The sequence below is a fragment of the Bacillus cereus group sp. MG4 genome (assembly GCF_040460055.1).
GTDB lineage: Bacteria > Bacillota > Bacilli > Bacillales > Bacillaceae_G > Bacillus_A > Bacillus_A wiedmannii.
This window is the reverse complement of the sequence record NZ_JARVGZ010000001.1, coordinates 41,479-57,713: the sequence shown is the minus strand read 5'-3', so window position 1 is coordinate 57,713 and position 16,235 is coordinate 41,479. Positions and strand designations below refer to the sequence as shown.

The following is a 16,235-nucleotide window of genomic DNA, read 5'->3' as shown; positions in this document are numbered from 1 at the left end:
ACCTCCCTTCTCTTTTGTCTATATGTTATAAATATGATGCTATAACATTTGCTATTCTTGCTAAAAACCAATCCCACTTACTAATTTTCTCAAAGTCTTCTTCTGAAAATCTTTTTGATTTATGAAAGTCTTCTTTTAATCGGTTCCATACGTCAGCAACAACTGTTGTATCATATATGATACAGTTAGATTCACAATTTAAATAAAAACTTCTATTATCAAAATTCGCTGTACCTATATCAACAATTTCTCCATCAATGATTGTTACTTTCCCGTGAAAAAAACCATTCCGATATTGATAAATCTCCGCTCCAGCATGGTTCATCTCTCTCAAATACGGATAGGCAGCTTGTTTTAACAATACTGCGTCGCTTTTAAATGGTACGAGAATTTTCACATTGACACCTCGGTTTAATGCACCTTTTAACTCTTTCATCATTTCTTTACTTGGTACAAAATATGGCGTAGCAATAATTAAAGACTTTTTAGCCTGCTTTAAAAGCGCTCCATATTTTTCCCATAACCCTTTTCCATCTGAAAATAAATATTGATATTTTACATGCCCAATTGCAGGTAGACTTTTATGTATAAGCATTTTTTCTCCCGTATCTTCTTTCCAGTCAGCAGCAAACTTTCTTTCCATATCCGTGGCGCCATTCCCCTTAACTCGTACATGATAATCACGCCACGGGCCAAATTTCGAATCTTGTCCAAGGTACTCCTTTCCAATGTTAAAGCCGCCGATATATGATACTTTTCCGTCAATCGTAACAATGCGTCTATGGTTTCGTTGATGCAACGAATAGAATAAATGTTTCAATTTAGGTTTTTTACTAAACGTAAACTGGACACCATTGCTTTTTAGTTGACGAATTATCTTTTTCTTCAGCTTATATCCACCTATTCGATCAACTGACAATTTTACTTCTACTCCACTCGATGCCTTTTTCTCAAGCAACTGCAAAAATTCTTTGCTTATTTCATCTTTACCTACAATATAAAAATGGATATATATGTACTTTTCTGCATTGCGTATATCCTCAAACAATTTCGTATATAACTCTTCACCGTTCGTATATAGTTGAAATTCACCTAATTGAACTTGTCCTAATTCATATTCACTAGCCATTTTTTTCCCCATTTCCACATCGATGTTCATCCAAATGAATACACATATTAAACAAAGGATCACAACGAAAAAGTGTTTCATGGATATTTTCCTTCCTCCACTTACTGTTATTTCTATATCTTCCCTTTTTTAATACAATATCATTCAAGAAAATATGTCATTACATGATATATGTCCATATCAAACGATAGCTCATTTGCATATTGTATGTTGTATCTTAAAATAAAAGGAGGAAATAACAATGGGCTTCGCACATGGTAATGGATTCGCGCTATTAGTCGTATTATTTATCCTCTTAATCATCGTCGGTGCTGCTTGCTTCTGCTAAGTAGTTATCGTCATATGATATGTGGATGAAAAAACTATAAAAGCGGACACCTATTTTTAGGTGTCCGCTTTTCATATGAAAAACATTTCCGTTTGTTATTGTACCTTTAACGACTACATATTCAACTCAAAAAGTTAATAATGTAGCTACTTTCTTACTCTCCGCCTTACGTATATGACGTTGTTCTGCACGTAACACTGCAATGCGATGTAATTCTTTCTCTTCTTCTGTTTCAGGGATAACTCGCGGCACAGGAACCGGATTATTTTCCTTACTAAGCGCAACAAAAGTAACAAATGACGTTGCTGCTATACGTTTCTCACCTGAAATTAAATCTTCTGCTACTACCTTCACAAATACTTCCATAGAAGTTCTACCCGTCCAAATTACAAAAGATTCATAACTAACACAATCTGAAGAGCGAACAGGATGTAAGAAGTCTACCCAATCCATAGATGCTGTGACACATTCTTTTCTTGCGTGCCTTGTTGCCGAAATAGAAGCAACCATATCCATCTCGGCTAATATCTTCCCACCAAATAGCGTATTATGATCGTTTAAATCTGTTGGAAATACTCGGCTCGTTTTAAACACTCTAGACTCATTAGCTGTTTTCCCTTTTACTTCAGTCATTGTTATCACCTCTTTGATTATTTAACCCGCTATTTGCAGACATTAAGACTCCCACCACAAAATTCGGCTGGAGCAAAGAAGTTCGGTAAGAGTTCCATTTCCCATTAACACTAGAACGGTATGAGCTTACTATCACTACACGTTTAATATTAACAACATTCAGAACTCTTAGTCCACAAAAAAGAACCGATGTTATCAATCGGCTCCTCTAAATACATATTGTTCTTTTGGCGGTTCAACCTTATTCCATTTCGTTACTTCTAATACAGGGATATTCGCATGGAATGGCTGATAAAATTCCGTTGATATTTCTCCTTCAACTTGAATCCAATCATCATTTTTCCATTCTATCCCTTCTGGTTTTTTCACTAACATACCATATACACCAGAATCCGCTACACAATGTATAATCCCGAAACGGAATAAGAAATATTGTTCTTTTTGAGAAGAGTCATCTTTGAAAACAAACCCTTTAAAAGATAATTTTTTCCCAGTAAACTCGCCAGGATAATTATAAATTGTTTCCATTCCTTTAAGAAAATTTTCATCGTTTAAAGTAATATTATCTTTCGTAACAAACTCTTTCTTCCCTTTTTCCATTACACCACGGTATCCTTCTTTTCCGTAATAAATACTTGTGTCTGGTCTTAGGAATTGCCTTGTCATAAACGGATCTTTACTTTCTGCTTGCGCAACTGGAAAGTGAAATCCTTTCGCTTTAACGATATCTGAATCTAACGTTGCAATTGGGAAAAATAATCCTGAGACTATCGGAAAACAAAACAATAAGTACGAAAATGCTTTTTTCCACCATGTATTCTCATCTTTTGAATGATCATGCCCGCAATGGCTATGATCACAACTACAATCTTGTTTTTCTTGTTCTTTCTGATGTTCTTTTTGGAATACGATAATAATTTGAACGACCGTTAAAAACCCTAAAATAATAGCTGCTGTTGTTGATAAATAAGCATACTTCATATTGATATACTTCGTAATATTACCGGAAATATGAAGCTGCGCGATTAAGATTGTAAAACCTAATAATATATATGCTCGAAACATAACCTACCACCCCATCGCATAAATGAGTAGTGAGCTTGCATAAACAACAAGTGTAACTGTAACAGTAACGACAATTACAAATTTTGTTTTAAATGTCGCAAGCATCATAAACATATTTTTAATATCCACCATCGGTCCATATACGAGGAACGCGACAAGTGATGCTGTTGAAAATGTACTTTGGAATGACGAAGCAATAAATGCATCCGCTTCTGAACAAAGTGATAAAATGTAAGCTAGTCCCATCATAACAGCTGGTGAAGAAAACGGTCCTTGTCCTATAGCAAGAAGTGTTGAAGTTTGTACGAACGTTTGAACTGCAGCTGCAATTAACGCACCTAACACTAAATATTTTCCCATCGAGAAAAATTCCTCAACAGCATGCGTACATACATCCCACATTTTTTTACGTAATGGGCGCTTATGATTTACTTCTGGGAAGTGATCATCTCTTAATTGATGTTCTTTAAACATAAATGATAATATAATTCCAACGATAATTGCTACGATAATCGCTACAATAGAACGATACCATACCATGTGCATACTACTTCCAAAGGCAACGTATGTTGCAAATAATACGACTGGATTAATGATTGGTCCAGTTAACATAAATGCAATCCCGGCATATGGCGGAACCCCTTTTCCGATTAATCGCCTTACAATCGGAACGATTCCACATTCACAGCCCGGAAACATCATCCCTAAAAAAGTAGCCATTAAAACAGACAGAAATCGATTTTTCGGCATCCATTTCGCTACCATATCTTCTGTTACAAACATTTGAATGAATCCTGAAATAAATACACCAATGAGCACAAAAGGAAGTGCTTCGATCAATATGGAGATAAAAATTGTATTCATTTGCAGGAATGCTTTCGGTAATTGAAACAATTCCATGATGTATTTCCTCCAACTTTTCATTAACAATATGTAATTTTAACCTCATTTTATGAATTGGACAAGACTTATACGGAATTCACCCCTTTCATATACATTACATTTTACAAGTTATATTCTATTCAAAATTTAGGATTTCATAGCAAAAAAGCTGCTCTAGCGCAGTTACACAACTATGCTAGAGCAGCTTTCTTCTCGTTAAAAGTAACGTTTCTTCCAAAAAACAAATGCTAATGTGAAAGATAGTGTTACACATATTATGAGTACAATTACAAAACCATGTGCTTCCCCTTCAAACGGAACCTTTACGTTCATTCCAAAGAAACTAGAAACCATCGTTGGTAACGATAAAATGATTGTGATAGACGTTAACAGTTTCATAACACTATTTAAATTATTTGATATAACGGAGCTAAAAGTATTCATCATTCCACTTAAAATGTGACTATATATTTCCGCCATTTCAATAGCCTGTTTATTTTCAATTAATACATCTTCTAATAAATCTTGATCGTCTTCATACATTTTTAAAAATGTACTGTTACGCATTAATTTTTGAATTACAATTTTATTCGCCTTTAATGATGTTGTAAAGTAAACTAAACTTTTTTCAAGGCCTAGCAATGTGAAAATCTCTTTATTTTTCATCGACTTATTTAATTGATGCTCTAAATCGATTGTTTTTCTATTAATTTGCTTTAAGTATCTTAAATAATAAGTAGAAATCGTATATAAGAGCTGCAGTGCAAAGCGTGTCTTTTTAAACGTATAAAATTCTTTAATACGTTGATTAATAAAACGTTCAAAAATTGGGTTTTCTTCTAAACAAATTGTCACAAAGCAATCTGGCATTACAATCATACCTATTGGAATCGTGTCATAAATCGAATTTCCTTCTTCATCATGTCTAACTGTTGGAATATCCACGATTATTAAAGTATTATTGTCTTCCTTTTCAATACGAGAGCGTTCTTCATCATCTAAAGGGTCTTTAATGAAATCTAAGTCTACATTTAAAGTTTGTACTAGATATTGAATTTCTTCTTCCGTTGGATGAAGTACATTAATCCAGCAACCCTTTTGCATTTCCTCAACCTCTTGTAGTTTTCCGTTTCGGTCTGTTAAATAAATATTTAACATACTATCACCCCGATTCTTTTTACATGTAGGAATCTACCTCTCTTACATAACAGTTTTTGAACCGCCATTCTCAGCATATGAAACATACGTTTAAATTTCAATAGAAAAATTATTTTGAAAACGTTTTTATAAGAAAAATATTCTAAACAAAGAAAAAGACAGAGTGCTCTCTGCCTTAAAAAGCTTATGTTGCCTTTATAACATATTTAGAAAGCATCCACAAGTTAAAGCCAACTGAAATCGTATAACCAGCGTATGTTGAAATAATAAAACTTACATAATCGAAATACGGAAGCAATACGATATTTAAAACTATCTTTACAATAATGCCAATTACTAATCCTAGCACTGTTTTCTGTTGCTGATTAATTCCTTGTAACATCGCAGCTGTTACTGTAAAAAGCGAAAATAGTATACAGGCAGGAGCATAATACTGTAAAATAACTCTCCCCATCTCCGGATCATTTCCGGCACCAAATAAAAGAGTATATACTGGTTTTGCTAACAACATCATTCCAATCGCCGCTGGTACCGTAATACCTACTACTAATACATTCGTTCTCGTAAAATGTTTGTACAGTAACTTCACATTCCCTGCTGTATAGGCTTTTGTCATCTCAGGTACGAGAGACATACTAAAAGCAGTCGCAACGGAAACTGGGATGAGTACAACCATCTGAACAAGACCAATTATTGCATTTATCTTCTCCGCTTCTCCTTGCATATACCCTATTTGTATAAGTAGTTTATTAATTGTAAATGTATCAATCGTCTGATACAACGGAATTGCTAAACCAACCACAACAAACGGTATTGAATATGTAAAGAGCTCCTTATACAGTGAGAAGAAAGATTTCGTTGTTTGTGGAATACTTGCCATTTCTTTTTTCTTTAAGTGCTTTCTCCTTCTTATGTAATACGCACTTAAAACAGTTAATCCACCTATCGCTCCCATAAAAGCACCGAACGTTGAAATACCAACAGCTAGCGAGACAGAAGCTTTTAAAATATATAAAACGACAAAGCTTCCTATTAAAATGGTTAAGACCCGAAAAAACTGCTCAACAACTACACTTAAAGCAGAAGGCCCCATCGATTGAAACCCTTGAAAGAATCCCCTTAATAAACTCATTACCGGTACAAGTATTAACGCAAAACTTACAATTTGGATATTAGTAGTGACCGCTGCTACACTATTCCCTGTTTGATCATTTCCATCGATTACAAGTTTAGCTAAATGTGGAGCCAATATATATAGCGTAAAACATGAGATTACTCCCATTATTAACATAAAAAAGATACCGCTCTTTAGCACTCTCTTAACCGTATGATAATCATTCAGTTGATCATATTTTGATACCATTTTTGAAACGGCAAGTGGTAGTCCCATCGTCGCAATGCTGAGCATAATCGTATATGGGCGATAAGCATACGTGTATAAAACGTACCCACTCGTACCGACCATTGCTGTAAACGGTATAACATATATAAATCCTAACATTTTAGATATCATCGTTGCCATCGTTAAAAATATCGTTCCACGTATAAACGGTGACCCTTTCATCACATTCCTCCGCTACGCTTTATTATTACACATTATGGACAACTCCTTTTTTTTAGAACCGAAACAAATAAAAAAGCCAATGAAAAATCATTGACTTTAACGCGCTGCTTTTTTCTTTTTTAAATACTTTAAACCGAAGTATAGAGCAACAAAGAGAACAGCTCCTATAATTATGTAATGTGTGTAATCAGATGCATACTCTTTAATGTGTCGCCAATTTCCACCAAGCTTTTCACCTAAGTATATAAATAGTATTGACCATGGAATAATCGCAACTACTGTATACAGTGTAAATAGTTTTAACGGCATTTTAGCTAATCCAGCTGGAATAGAGATTGCATGACGTACGACTGGGATAAAGCGTGCAGAAAAGATCACTCCTGCCCCGTAACGCTTAAACCAACCTTCTGCTATGTCTAAATGGTGTTTATTAATAAGTAGGTATTTCCCATATTTCTCTACAACCGGACGCCCTCCGTAATATCCAAGCCAGTATAAAAAGATTTGGGCTAAAGTACCACCAATAGTTCCGGCGATAACTGCACCAACAAAACTAATTTTACCATCCGCTACTAAAAATCCAGCATACGAAAGTACAATTTCACTCGGGATAATTTCAATCATTAAAGCTAGCGCTACTCCAAAGTAACCTAAGCTTGCAAAAAATTGTAATAACTGATCTATTATGCTTGCTAACATTTTATTTTCTATCTCCTTTTTTCTTCACATACCATCTCATTATTACATAAAGGTCGCATTATGCCAATATCTTCATTTCAACAATATTATCGGCATAAGCATAATTAATCTATTAATGTTTCTTTTTGAGGTTCTTTCATGTAGGCAAACATTTCTTTAATTTGCTCTTCTGTATTTCTAGCAATCGATAAATTAGGCAATTCATTCTCACCAAAAAACTCCACATCTTCTGTTTCAATACTAGTTTTCTTTTCGCCACCAATAATCTTGCAGCTAATAAAAATTTTATATACGTGTGTTGCTGAAGGTGATGGTTGATGTTTTTCTTTATCAAATATAGCGAGTAGCTTAAAATCATCTACTTCATAACCCGTCTCCTCTAAAACTTCTTTTGCTGCTACTTCTGTTGGCGTATAACCGATATCGGCCCATCCACCTGGCAATGCCCATTTCCCATCACTTTTTTCTTTCACAAATAATAGTTTTTCATTTTGAAAAATGACTGCTCTTATATCAACTTTGGGTGTTTGATAGCCTGTCTCACTTGCAAATAACTTCTCTACTATTTCCCAATCTGTCTTTGTGTAATGTGACATCATTGAAATGGAAATGTCCCGTAATTGTTGGAAACGCTCTATATCATACACATCTTTAGAATACGTTAAACCCGCTTGAGCTATAGCTTGTATTTGTTTTACCCAATCAATCCATTTTACCGTCATGTTTCCACATCCCCCATACTCTTTTAAATGAATAGTAAATCAGTTTTGTTGATACATCTTTATTATACAAAAAAAGAGATTGATAATGTTCCAATCTCTTTCAAAATTAATCCAATTCATGTAAGTTGTCTTGTATATACTTTCTTCTTTTATTTATATATTCATCGATCATATCAGCTTCTTGATCAAATGTTTCTAATTTTTCTTTCATATATGGATCTTGTATTAAATATGGACGAATCGATTCACACAAACTTTCAACTTTCGGCATCATAAACGAAACGGTAAATTGTTCTTCTAATATTTCTTCCAAAATACTTCGGTATTGCTTTCTAAATACAGGTATATCTAACAATCTTGCACTTAACGTGTTATAGCCTTGAATGCGAATATACTCATGATTAAGTGGTCTCCCTTGTACATCTCGCCCCCAAGTTGCATCATAATCCCACGGTATCACTTCAAATAAATTTGTTTCATCGTTATGATATAGTGCATAGTTATGAACGAAACCATCAAAGTTTTGTGTAAAAATAACGCCAGCTAACCATCGTAAATATTTATCAACATGCAAAAACTTTCCAATTTCTTTTTCATAAGCTTCCCTCGACAAAGCATTCGCTTGAAATACAAATTCACTCAGCTGTTCTTCACTATTTTTATTCGAATATTTAAATTCATAACCCGCAAAGAGCTCAGTCTTAACATCTTTATCTCTCTCACTCATTAAAGAAAAATTCGCATCATCATCTATCGCATAATAAATAGAACCACTCGGTAATCCTCTATTTTTCAAAAAGTTTTCATCAACTGATTCTAACTGTAAATATACACCTTGAATTTGACCATTAATTTTTATAAATACATGTTGTGATTTTGGTGAAAGTACACCAATATCATGAAAAAAATCTAAAGATAATTTATTTCGTATGAGAGACGGATCCATAAACTCAGAATTTAAATGAATCTCTTTCGCACCTTGAAATTTTTTCGGTTTATAAAACATAACATGATAAGACTTTTTCTCAAATTCACGAATATGAGCCCCCCGGTATACGATATCAATATCATACTTCTTTTTTCCATAAGTTAATTTTGCCGGCACTGGACTATCTGACCAAATGTCTTTTTTTAATTCCACTAAGTACATTGGATGAATAAAAAAATCATATGAAGGTAGCATATTTTCTCATCCCTTCTCAGTTCTCTTCATTCAATGTATGCACCTTGTCTTGTCCATACATCCGCTATCATCCATTTATATAAAATTACACTCTTGTCCTGTTCAGAAAGACGTCATATCTCATATCATGTTAAGGAAAAAGAATACCTTTTCAACTTAATACATGATAAGGAGGATTTCTATGAAACGTGATATTAGAAAAGCGGTTGAAGAAATCAAAAGTGCTGGGATGGAGGATTTCTTACATCAAGATCCAAGTACTTTTGAATGCGATGATGATAAATTCTCTCATCATAAATGTACAACTGGATGTAAATGTACAACTGGGGGTAAATGTCCAAGAACAAGATGTACTCGCGTAAAACATTGTACGTTCGTTACAAAATGTACGCACGTAAAAAAATGGACATTTGTTACGAAATGTACTCGTGTACGCGTTCAAAAATGGACGTTCGTTACGAAAGTAACACGTAGAAAAGAATGCGTTTTAGTTACAAAACGTACTCGCAGAAAGCATTGTACTTTCGTTACAAAATGCATACGCTTTGAAAAGAAATTTTTCTGGACAAAACGCAGTTTCTGTAAAAAATGCGAATTCTTCCCTCACGGACACGGTAGATCTTGCGATGATGATTGTGATCATGGTAAAGACTGTCACGATGACGGGCACAAATGGAATGATTGCAAAGGCGGACATAAATTCCCATCTTGCAAAAACAAGAAATTCGATCACTTCTGGTATAAAAAACGTAATTGCTAGTTTTTATGCCTACAAAAAAGGCCGTTTTGCGGCCTTTTTTACGTTCATTGAAAATGACTTATATCTGCAAATTGCTTCACTTCACCTTTATCTCCTTCAAATTCTATTATACTTAGACTAGCACTATGCATAAATGGATCATTCCACACATTTTCTATTTCAATACCCGCAAAATATCCTACAAGTAGTTTTGCCGCTGCCGCATGGGAAACAATTAATATACTTTCTCCTTTATGCTTTTCTAAAAGAAGTTGTATCCCATCCATTACCCTTTTATGAACAGCCTCAAAATTTTCTCCCGATGTTGACTGGAAAAGATGTGGCTCATACCAAAACAATTGTATTTCGTCTGGGTATTGCCTTTCTATATCATCGATTGTCAGTCCTTCCCATTCACCCATGTTAATTTCATAAAAATGTTCATCCGCTATTATCGGTATATCACGTTCGCCCTTTATTAACTCTGCAGTATGTAGGGTTCTTTCACTTGGACTACTATAGATCGTATGGATAGATAAATCTTTCATTCGCTCTCCTAATTGCTTAGCTTGTAACATACCATTTTCAGTTAAAGCAGAATTTTTCCGCCCTTGCATTCGTTTCGCTACATTCCATTCCGTCTCACCGTGCCTTGTTACATATACAGTTGTTTTCATTTCACATTCCCCCTTACCATGTTGGCCGCAATTCCCACGGTTCTACTCGTCCTACAATCCATTCATCACATTTACTCTCAATTCCTTTTATTACCCCATCCGATATTTCTTCATGGGTAAGCCATCTCCCGTATGTATCTTCTAAAATAAAACCTAATATTATTCTATGGTAGCTACATCGCGTACCACCTATTTTTTGTGCGGGTATACGCGACGCTTTACTACCTAAAATATGAAAAACGTTGTATGTTTCAGACGACACATCCACTTCTCTACAAATGAATGACAACGTATCCTTCGCACTTGCGTGTACCCATGCGACAACTAATGTTATTGGGCCATTCTGCACAATTGTGCTTTTAATAGCTAGCTTTACATCGTCGTCATTATGATAATCTAACGGAAGACATGTGATATTTTCTGGTATAGCACTCTCTCGCTTAACATTTTCTAATTTCACTTTATCTCGTCCAATAATAGAAACATGAAATCCTTGCTCACAAAGCCACATAGAAACTCTCTTTAGCATTCCTGTTCCACCAATTACTAGCGCATGCAACTTCTTATCCCCTTAGTAAAATGTCATATGAGGTTTATCTTCCCTATAATAATTAAGTCGGTCTTGCAATGTCCCTGAATGAAATTCAAACTTATGGCCGTCTGGATCAACAAAATATATAGACTCACAATCCCTTACATCTCGTTCTCTTCCTTGTAAAATATGAACATCGTTTTCTTCTAATCTCTGCAGTAGACGTTCAAAATCTTTCTGTTCAACTGAAAACGCAATATGCGTATAAGATTGATGAATCTCATTTCTCGGAATATGTGTTTCTTCATTAAGTGCTACCCATACCCCACATATATTAAAATATGCAAGTTTTTTCCCTTTAACTAATAATTCTCCTTCTAGTACTTTTTCGTAAAATGTAATAGATTTTTCTAAATTAGACACTGAAAAACAAAGATGATTGATTCCCTTTACCAACTCTAATTCCTCCTATACAAATAAAAGATGAGCGAAAATTCACTCATCTTTTATTATACTATTTCTTTGTAACATATGCCCATTTATAACTGAAGTCCCCACCAAACGTATGATTCGCAATACCTTTTACGTATGGTTTCTCTAAGTAAGCCGTACTTTGTTGGTACGTAGGAGAAATGGCAGCATCTTGACCAATTAAGATTTTTTCAGCTTCTGCAAGTGCATTCCAGCGTGCTTTATCATCTTTTAATAGCTCTCCTTTTGATTTCGCTACTAAATCATCATACTTCGGGTTAGAATACTCCATTTCATTAAATGAACTTCCAGTAACAAACATATCAATATAAGTCATTGGATCTGGATAGTCCGGACTCCATGCTGATAATGAGAATTCATATTCAAATTTCTTTTCTAACTCTAACTTCTGCTTATATGGTTGTTGTTTCAAATTCACTTTAATACCAGGTAAATTCTTCTCTAACTCTTCTTTAATAAAGTCGCCCACTTTTTTACGGCTACCGTTATCATCATTTAGAAATTCTACTGTAATTGTATCTTGGCCAAGTTCTTTCTTCGCTTCTTCCCATAATTTTTTTGCTTTTTCTGCATTGTCTTTACTATCACGGAAATTTTTATTTACAGAACGGAAATCTTTTCCATCTGGTCCTGTCGTAAATTTTTCAGGTACTAGGAAATATGCTGGTAATGATCCGTCATTTAAAATAACATTTGCAATTCCTTTTTTATCATATGCCAGATCAATCGCTTCACGAACTTTTTGGTTTTTAAACGTTGCATTTTTCTGGTTAAAGCGCAAGAAATACATACGTGGATCTAACTTCGTTTTAAATTCATCCGGCTTATTCTTTTTATACTTATCAACAAATTCAGAACTTAAAATAACACGATCCGCTTGATCACTATCATATAAGTTTACTCCCGTGCTCGTTTCCTTCACAATATTTACATTAATTTCTTCTAACTTCACAGTATCTTTATCCCAATAATTAGGGTTTTTCTTTAACTGATAACTTCGTTCATGTTTCCATTCACTCATCGTAAATGGTCCATTGTATAATAGTTTATCTGCTTCTAATGCATATTTATCCCCTTGTTCTTTCACATATTTTTCATTTAAAGGGAAAAATGTAGGGAATGAAGTAAGCTCAAGGAAATATGGTGCTGGCTGTTCTAATTCTACTACTAACGTTTTATCATCCTTCGCTTTCACTCCTAATTGATCTAGCGGTAATTCTCCTTTATTTACTTTCTGTGCATTTTTCACATCAAATAAAATAAATGCATACTCTGCAGCCGTTGCTTTATCTAATGCGCGTTGCCATGCATAAACAAAGTCTTGCGCTCGAACTGGATCACCATTAGACCACTTTGCGTCTCGTAATTCAAATGTATATGTCTTTTTATCCTCACTAACCTTCACATCTTTTGCCATACCTGGAGTTGGTTTATTATCCTTATCTAAACGATATAACCCTTCCATTGCATTTACAAAAGCACGGAATGATACAGAGTCTGTTGATTTTGACGTATCCATTGAAGGAATTTCTGCTGTTTCTAGTAAGTTTAATACTTGCTTCTCTGCTGCTCCCTTACCTGCTTCTTTCTTCGTTGTAGATGCCTTCTCCCCATTTCCGCAACCTGCAACTAATACACTAGTCGATAATGCAACTGCAGCAATCATTGTTCCTTTTCTCTTCATTCTTCCTTCCCCCAATCTATATGTATAAATGAAAGCCAGTATAATATATATTATTATACAAAAGATTCAGATTATTTCAAATATTTTTTTGTACAGTAAAAAAAGAAGCTGATAGAACACTCTTCTATCCACTTCTTTTTCTATTTCTTTTACTTGTAATCCATCCTCTATATCAAATGGGTTTTGAACTTTAAATATTTCGTCCATTATCTTCAAAAATTCTTCCTCATTTTTAGATTCGCCGTTAATCGTAAGTGAGTACGGCTCAATCTCACCCAATTTATAATCAACAACAAATTGGATTTTCACCTTCTTCCTTGGCATATCAGGACTAACCCCTTGGAATTCTACTAATTCTAACCCTTCCGTTCCACGATAATATATCCAACCTGGATTTCTAAAGTAACTTTCAAACGATTCACCAATGGAAAAGAACGGATATTCATAAAGCGAGCTTGTACGAACTTTTTGAATAATATCTCGATCTGTCGGGAAAAAGAAATGGCTGAAAAAGATACTAGCAACCGCTAAAATCGTAACGATCGTTGCTCCCATTTTACTCGTTCCACCACTATCACGGATAAGATAATTTTCAACCGATTCATCTTGAATTTCTCGTGCTTTTATTCGATATATACGCCTTTCTGCAAATTGATAATATAATCCATTCGCAAAAATCGCCATTCCAAATAAAATAAAAATGAGTAATAGAAACGTAAGAGGCACCATATTAATGATTGGTAATGCTACGTTGAAGCCCATATAATAAGAAAACGCATCACATGCTACTAATAACAGTAAAAATAATGCTGCAGGTACATAATACTTACGATATCCAAGCCAACCCACATTGAAAATAGCAGCCCAACCATTCCAGCTCCACCTAGCAATCCGCTTATCCTCAAGTTCCCATTTCCTTTTGTAATACCGATATTGTCTACCTACATATACTTCTAATTCCTTGTCTATTAGCGAGCATCCTTCACCTTGTTCAGTATGCAAAATCCGCTGGCAACTTTCACAATTCAACTGATCTCCCTCGCAAATTTGCCCACAATTTATACATTTCAAAACAATCCCTCTTCCCATCCATACGTCATTTCAAAATACCTTCGTGATTTAATAACCACTCTTTCCTCCATAAACCGCCCGCATACCCAACAAGCTTCCCGCTCTTTCCTATTACACGATGACACGGAACGATAATTGAAATTGGATTACGACTATTTGCTCCTCCTATCGCTCGTACAGCTTTCGTATTTCCGACCTTCTCTGCAATATCTAAATATGAAGCACTTACGCCATAAGGGATAGTATAGAGCGCATCCCATACATTTTTTTGAAATGCTGTTCCCTCAGCAGACAGTGGGACCGTAAACTCTCTTCTTTTCCCCTTAAAATATTCATCTAGCTCATTTATACATTGATCTATCATTTCATTTTTATGTTCTTCTTGTCTCTCATCAACAAATATAACAGACGTAATTCCTTTATCGTTCGCTGTAATTTCCAGCAAGCCTAATTCACTTTCATAATAAGCCTGGTACATATGTCATCCTCCAATTCAATTCATATTAATTATTGTAACACGAATAGACAAAATTTTTCGTATAAGCGTTTTATTAGGGAAACAAAAACAAGAATGATAAAATGTAAGAAAATTAAATCTAGGAGGCTATTGGATGAATTCTGAACTTTTTTCACCTTATACAATTAAGGACGTTACATTAAAAAACCGTATCGTTATGTCACCTATGTGCATGTATTCATCAGAAAACGAGGATGGCCAAGTAACTAATTTCCATCACGTTCATTACGGAACAAGAGCTGCTGGTCAAGTTGGTTTAGTTATGATCGAAGCAACAGCCGTGTTACCTGAAGGAAGAATTTCTAATAAGGACCTAGGTATATGGGATGATAGCCTAATTGAAGGCTTACATAAAACGACAACTTTTATACATGATAACGGCGCAAAAGCCGCCATTCAACTTGCTCACGCTGGAAGAAAAGCTGAATTAGAAACGGATGCTCTCGCTCCATCCGCAATTCCGTTTAATGAAACTATGAAAATCCCAGTAGAAATGAGTATACAGCAAATAAAAAAGACCATATTAGCTTTTCAAGAGGCTGCAATACGATCCAAACAAGCTGGATTTGACGTTATTGAAATACACGGCGCTCACGGTTATCTTATTAATGAATTTCTTTCTCCACTTTCTAATAAACGGACTGATGAATATGGAGGTTCACCTGAAAATCGCTATCGTTTCTTACGTGAAATCATTGACTCAATAAATGAAGTTTGGAACGGACCGTTATTTGTTCGTATTTCAGCAAACGATTATCATCCTGACGGTTTAACGGTTCAAGATTACGTTCCATATACAAACTGGATGAAAGAACAAGGAGTAGATTTAATTGATTGTAGTTCTGGAGCTGTTGTTCCGGCACACATCGATGTATATCCCGGGTATCAAGTGCAATATGCTAAACATATTAAAGAACATGCTAACATTGCAACTGGGGCTGTTGGTTTGATTACGACTGGAGTACAGGCAGAACAAATTTTAAATAATAACGAAGCAGATTTAATTTTTATCGGACGTGAGTTACTTCGCAATCCTTACTTCCCAAGAATAGCCGCCAATGAACTTAGCTTTGAGTTAGAAGAACCGTATCAATACAAACGAGCACCGGGGAAAATCCATACGAATAAATAAAACTGAGAATAATATGTACTACTGAATC

Annotated in this window: 18 protein-coding genes; 3 read left to right on the top strand and 15 right to left on the bottom strand. The window is 34.8% G+C overall.

Annotated features, from left to right (window positions below; genetic code table 11):
- Positions 1 to 25: 25 nt before the first annotated feature.
- A complete protein-coding gene (gene cls / locus QCI41_RS00320; RefSeq protein ID WP_353838755.1) occupies positions 26 to 1,210 on the bottom strand; it encodes a cardiolipin synthase in 1,185 nt (394 codons plus the stop codon).
- A 160-nt stretch (positions 1,211 to 1,370) separates the two neighbouring features.
- Between cls and QCI41_RS00315 the strand changes: the two genes are divergently transcribed.
- The gene (locus tag QCI41_RS00315) at positions 1,371 to 1,457 is read left to right on the top strand and encodes a YjcZ family sporulation protein (RefSeq protein WP_000505094.1); all 87 of its coding nucleotides are present in this window, start codon (positions 1,371 to 1,373) and stop codon (positions 1,455 to 1,457) included.
- 126 nt (positions 1,458 to 1,583) lie between these two features.
- Here QCI41_RS00315 and QCI41_RS00310 read toward each other — a convergent pair whose 3' ends face one another.
- From QCI41_RS00310 to cotH, 8 genes are all read right to left on the bottom strand, one after another.
- Positions 1,584 to 2,090: an acyl-CoA thioesterase gene (locus QCI41_RS00310; RefSeq protein ID WP_000141167.1), complete on the bottom strand. Its 507-nt coding sequence runs from the start codon at positions 2,088 to 2,090 to the stop codon at positions 1,584 to 1,586.
- A 195-nt stretch (positions 2,091 to 2,285) separates the two neighbouring features.
- Positions 2,286 to 3,155 carry a TIGR03943 family putative permease subunit gene (locus QCI41_RS00305; RefSeq protein WP_097858503.1) on the bottom strand — a complete coding sequence of 290 codons (870 nt, stop codon included), beginning with the start codon at positions 3,153 to 3,155 and terminating at the stop codon, positions 2,286 to 2,288.
- A gap of 3 nt (positions 3,156 to 3,158) precedes the next feature.
- The gene (locus tag QCI41_RS00300) at positions 3,159 to 4,055 is read right to left on the bottom strand and encodes a permease (RefSeq protein ID WP_000418724.1); all 897 of its coding nucleotides are present in this window, start codon (positions 4,053 to 4,055) and stop codon (positions 3,159 to 3,161) included.
- A 198-nt stretch (positions 4,056 to 4,253) separates the two neighbouring features.
- The gene (locus tag QCI41_RS00295; protein WP_000932392.1) at positions 4,254 to 5,195 is read right to left on the bottom strand and encodes a magnesium transporter CorA family protein; all 942 of its coding nucleotides are present in this window, start codon (positions 5,193 to 5,195) and stop codon (positions 4,254 to 4,256) included.
- 184 nt (positions 5,196 to 5,379) lie between these two features.
- Positions 5,380 to 6,759 (bottom strand): putative polysaccharide biosynthesis protein, encoded by a 1,380-nt coding sequence (locus QCI41_RS00290; protein WP_046954954.1) that lies wholly within the window; start codon positions 6,757 to 6,759, stop codon positions 5,380 to 5,382.
- 96 nt (positions 6,760 to 6,855) lie between these two features.
- Entirely contained in the window at positions 6,856 to 7,458 is a 603-nt protein-coding gene (gene uptA / locus QCI41_RS00285; RefSeq protein ID WP_000881203.1) for an undecaprenyl phosphate transporter UptA, read from the bottom strand.
- Between the two features lie 104 nt (positions 7,459 to 7,562).
- Entirely contained in the window at positions 7,563 to 8,180 is a 618-nt protein-coding gene (locus tag QCI41_RS00280; protein WP_046959209.1) for an NUDIX hydrolase N-terminal domain-containing protein, read from the bottom strand.
- A 106-nt stretch (positions 8,181 to 8,286) separates the two neighbouring features.
- Positions 8,287 to 9,363 (bottom strand): spore coat protein CotH, encoded by a 1,077-nt coding sequence (cotH, locus tag QCI41_RS00275; RefSeq protein ID WP_353838757.1) that lies wholly within the window; start codon positions 9,361 to 9,363, stop codon positions 8,287 to 8,289.
- 181 nt (positions 9,364 to 9,544) lie between these two features.
- Here cotH and exsB point away from each other — a divergent pair, with 181 nt between their 5' ends.
- Positions 9,545 to 10,123 (top strand): exosporium protein ExsB, encoded by a 579-nt coding sequence (exsB, locus tag QCI41_RS00270; protein WP_046959207.1) that lies wholly within the window; start codon positions 9,545 to 9,547, stop codon positions 10,121 to 10,123.
- 44 nt (positions 10,124 to 10,167) lie between these two features.
- Here exsB and QCI41_RS00265 read toward each other — a convergent pair whose 3' ends face one another.
- The 6 genes from QCI41_RS00265 to QCI41_RS00240 all read right to left on the bottom strand — a co-directional run bounded on the left by QCI41_RS00265 (position 10,168) and on the right by QCI41_RS00240 (position 15,036).
- A complete protein-coding gene (locus tag QCI41_RS00265; protein ID WP_353838758.1) occupies positions 10,168 to 10,779 on the bottom strand; it encodes a phosphoserine phosphatase 1 in 612 nt (203 codons plus the stop codon).
- A 13-nt stretch (positions 10,780 to 10,792) separates the two neighbouring features.
- Positions 10,793 to 11,338: a short-chain dehydrogenase gene (locus QCI41_RS00260; protein ID WP_353838759.1), complete on the bottom strand. Its 546-nt coding sequence runs from the start codon at positions 11,336 to 11,338 to the stop codon at positions 10,793 to 10,795.
- A 12-nt stretch (positions 11,339 to 11,350) separates the two neighbouring features.
- Positions 11,351 to 11,767 (bottom strand): FosBx1 family fosfomycin resistance bacillithiol transferase, encoded by a 417-nt coding sequence (gene fosB / locus QCI41_RS00255; protein ID WP_088080719.1) that lies wholly within the window; start codon positions 11,765 to 11,767, stop codon positions 11,351 to 11,353.
- 58 nt (positions 11,768 to 11,825) lie between these two features.
- Complete coding sequence (locus QCI41_RS00250; RefSeq protein WP_353838760.1) at positions 11,826 to 13,487, bottom strand: peptide ABC transporter substrate-binding protein; 1,662 nt, start codon at positions 13,485 to 13,487, stop codon at positions 11,826 to 11,828.
- Between the two features lie 66 nt (positions 13,488 to 13,553).
- Complete coding sequence (locus QCI41_RS00245; RefSeq protein ID WP_353838761.1) at positions 13,554 to 14,576, bottom strand: DUF2628 domain-containing protein; 1,023 nt, start codon at positions 14,574 to 14,576, stop codon at positions 13,554 to 13,556.
- Between the two features lie 7 nt (positions 14,577 to 14,583).
- Positions 14,584 to 15,036 carry a methylated-DNA--[protein]-cysteine S-methyltransferase gene (locus QCI41_RS00240; protein WP_000283888.1) on the bottom strand — a complete coding sequence of 151 codons (453 nt, stop codon included), beginning with the start codon at positions 15,034 to 15,036 and terminating at the stop codon, positions 14,584 to 14,586.
- Between the two features lie 133 nt (positions 15,037 to 15,169).
- On the opposite strand from QCI41_RS00240, the gene namA reads away from it, so the two are divergent.
- Complete coding sequence (gene namA, locus QCI41_RS00235) at positions 15,170 to 16,207, top strand: NADPH dehydrogenase NamA (protein WP_001083629.1); 1,038 nt, start codon at positions 15,170 to 15,172, stop codon at positions 16,205 to 16,207.
- Positions 16,208 to 16,235: the final 28 nt, after the last annotated feature.

Coding starts and splice junctions, on each gene's coding strand:
- cls (WP_353838755.1), bottom strand. CDS start 1,210: ATGAAACACTTTTTCGTTGTGATCCTTTGTTTAATATGTGTATTCATT.
- QCI41_RS00315 (WP_000505094.1), top strand. CDS start 1,371: ATGGGCTTCGCACATGGTAATGGATTCGCGCTATTAGTCGTATTATTT.
- QCI41_RS00310 (WP_000141167.1), bottom strand. CDS start 2,090: ATGACTGAAGTAAAAGGGAAAACAGCTAATGAGTCTAGAGTGTTTAAA.
- QCI41_RS00305 (WP_097858503.1), bottom strand. CDS start 3,155: ATGTTTCGAGCATATATATTATTAGGTTTTACAATCTTAATCGCGCAG.
- QCI41_RS00300 (WP_000418724.1), bottom strand. CDS start 4,055: ATGGAATTGTTTCAATTACCGAAAGCATTCCTGCAAATGAATACAATT.
- QCI41_RS00295 (WP_000932392.1), bottom strand. CDS start 5,195: ATGTTAAATATTTATTTAACAGACCGAAACGGAAAACTACAAGAGGTT.
- QCI41_RS00290 (WP_046954954.1), bottom strand. CDS start 6,759: ATGAAAGGGTCACCGTTTATACGTGGAACGATATTTTTAACGATGGCA.
- uptA (WP_000881203.1), bottom strand. CDS start 7,458: ATGTTAGCAAGCATAATAGATCAGTTATTACAATTTTTTGCAAGCTTA.
- QCI41_RS00280 (WP_046959209.1), bottom strand. CDS start 8,180: ATGACGGTAAAATGGATTGATTGGGTAAAACAAATACAAGCTATAGCT.
- cotH (WP_353838757.1), bottom strand. CDS start 9,363: ATGCTACCTTCATATGATTTTTTTATTCATCCAATGTACTTAGTGGAA.
- exsB (WP_046959207.1), top strand. CDS start 9,545: ATGAAACGTGATATTAGAAAAGCGGTTGAAGAAATCAAAAGTGCTGGG.
- QCI41_RS00265 (WP_353838758.1), bottom strand. CDS start 10,779: ATGAAAACAACTGTATATGTAACAAGGCACGGTGAGACGGAATGGAAT.
- QCI41_RS00250 (WP_353838760.1), bottom strand. CDS start 13,487: ATGAAGAGAAAAGGAACAATGATTGCTGCAGTTGCATTATCGACTAGT.
- QCI41_RS00245 (WP_353838761.1), bottom strand. CDS start 14,576: ATGGGAAGAGGGATTGTTTTGAAATGTATAAATTGTGGGCAAATTTGC.
- QCI41_RS00240 (WP_000283888.1), bottom strand. CDS start 15,036: ATGTACCAGGCTTATTATGAAAGTGAATTAGGCTTGCTGGAAATTACA.
- namA (WP_001083629.1), top strand. CDS start 15,170: ATGAATTCTGAACTTTTTTCACCTTATACAATTAAGGACGTTACATTA.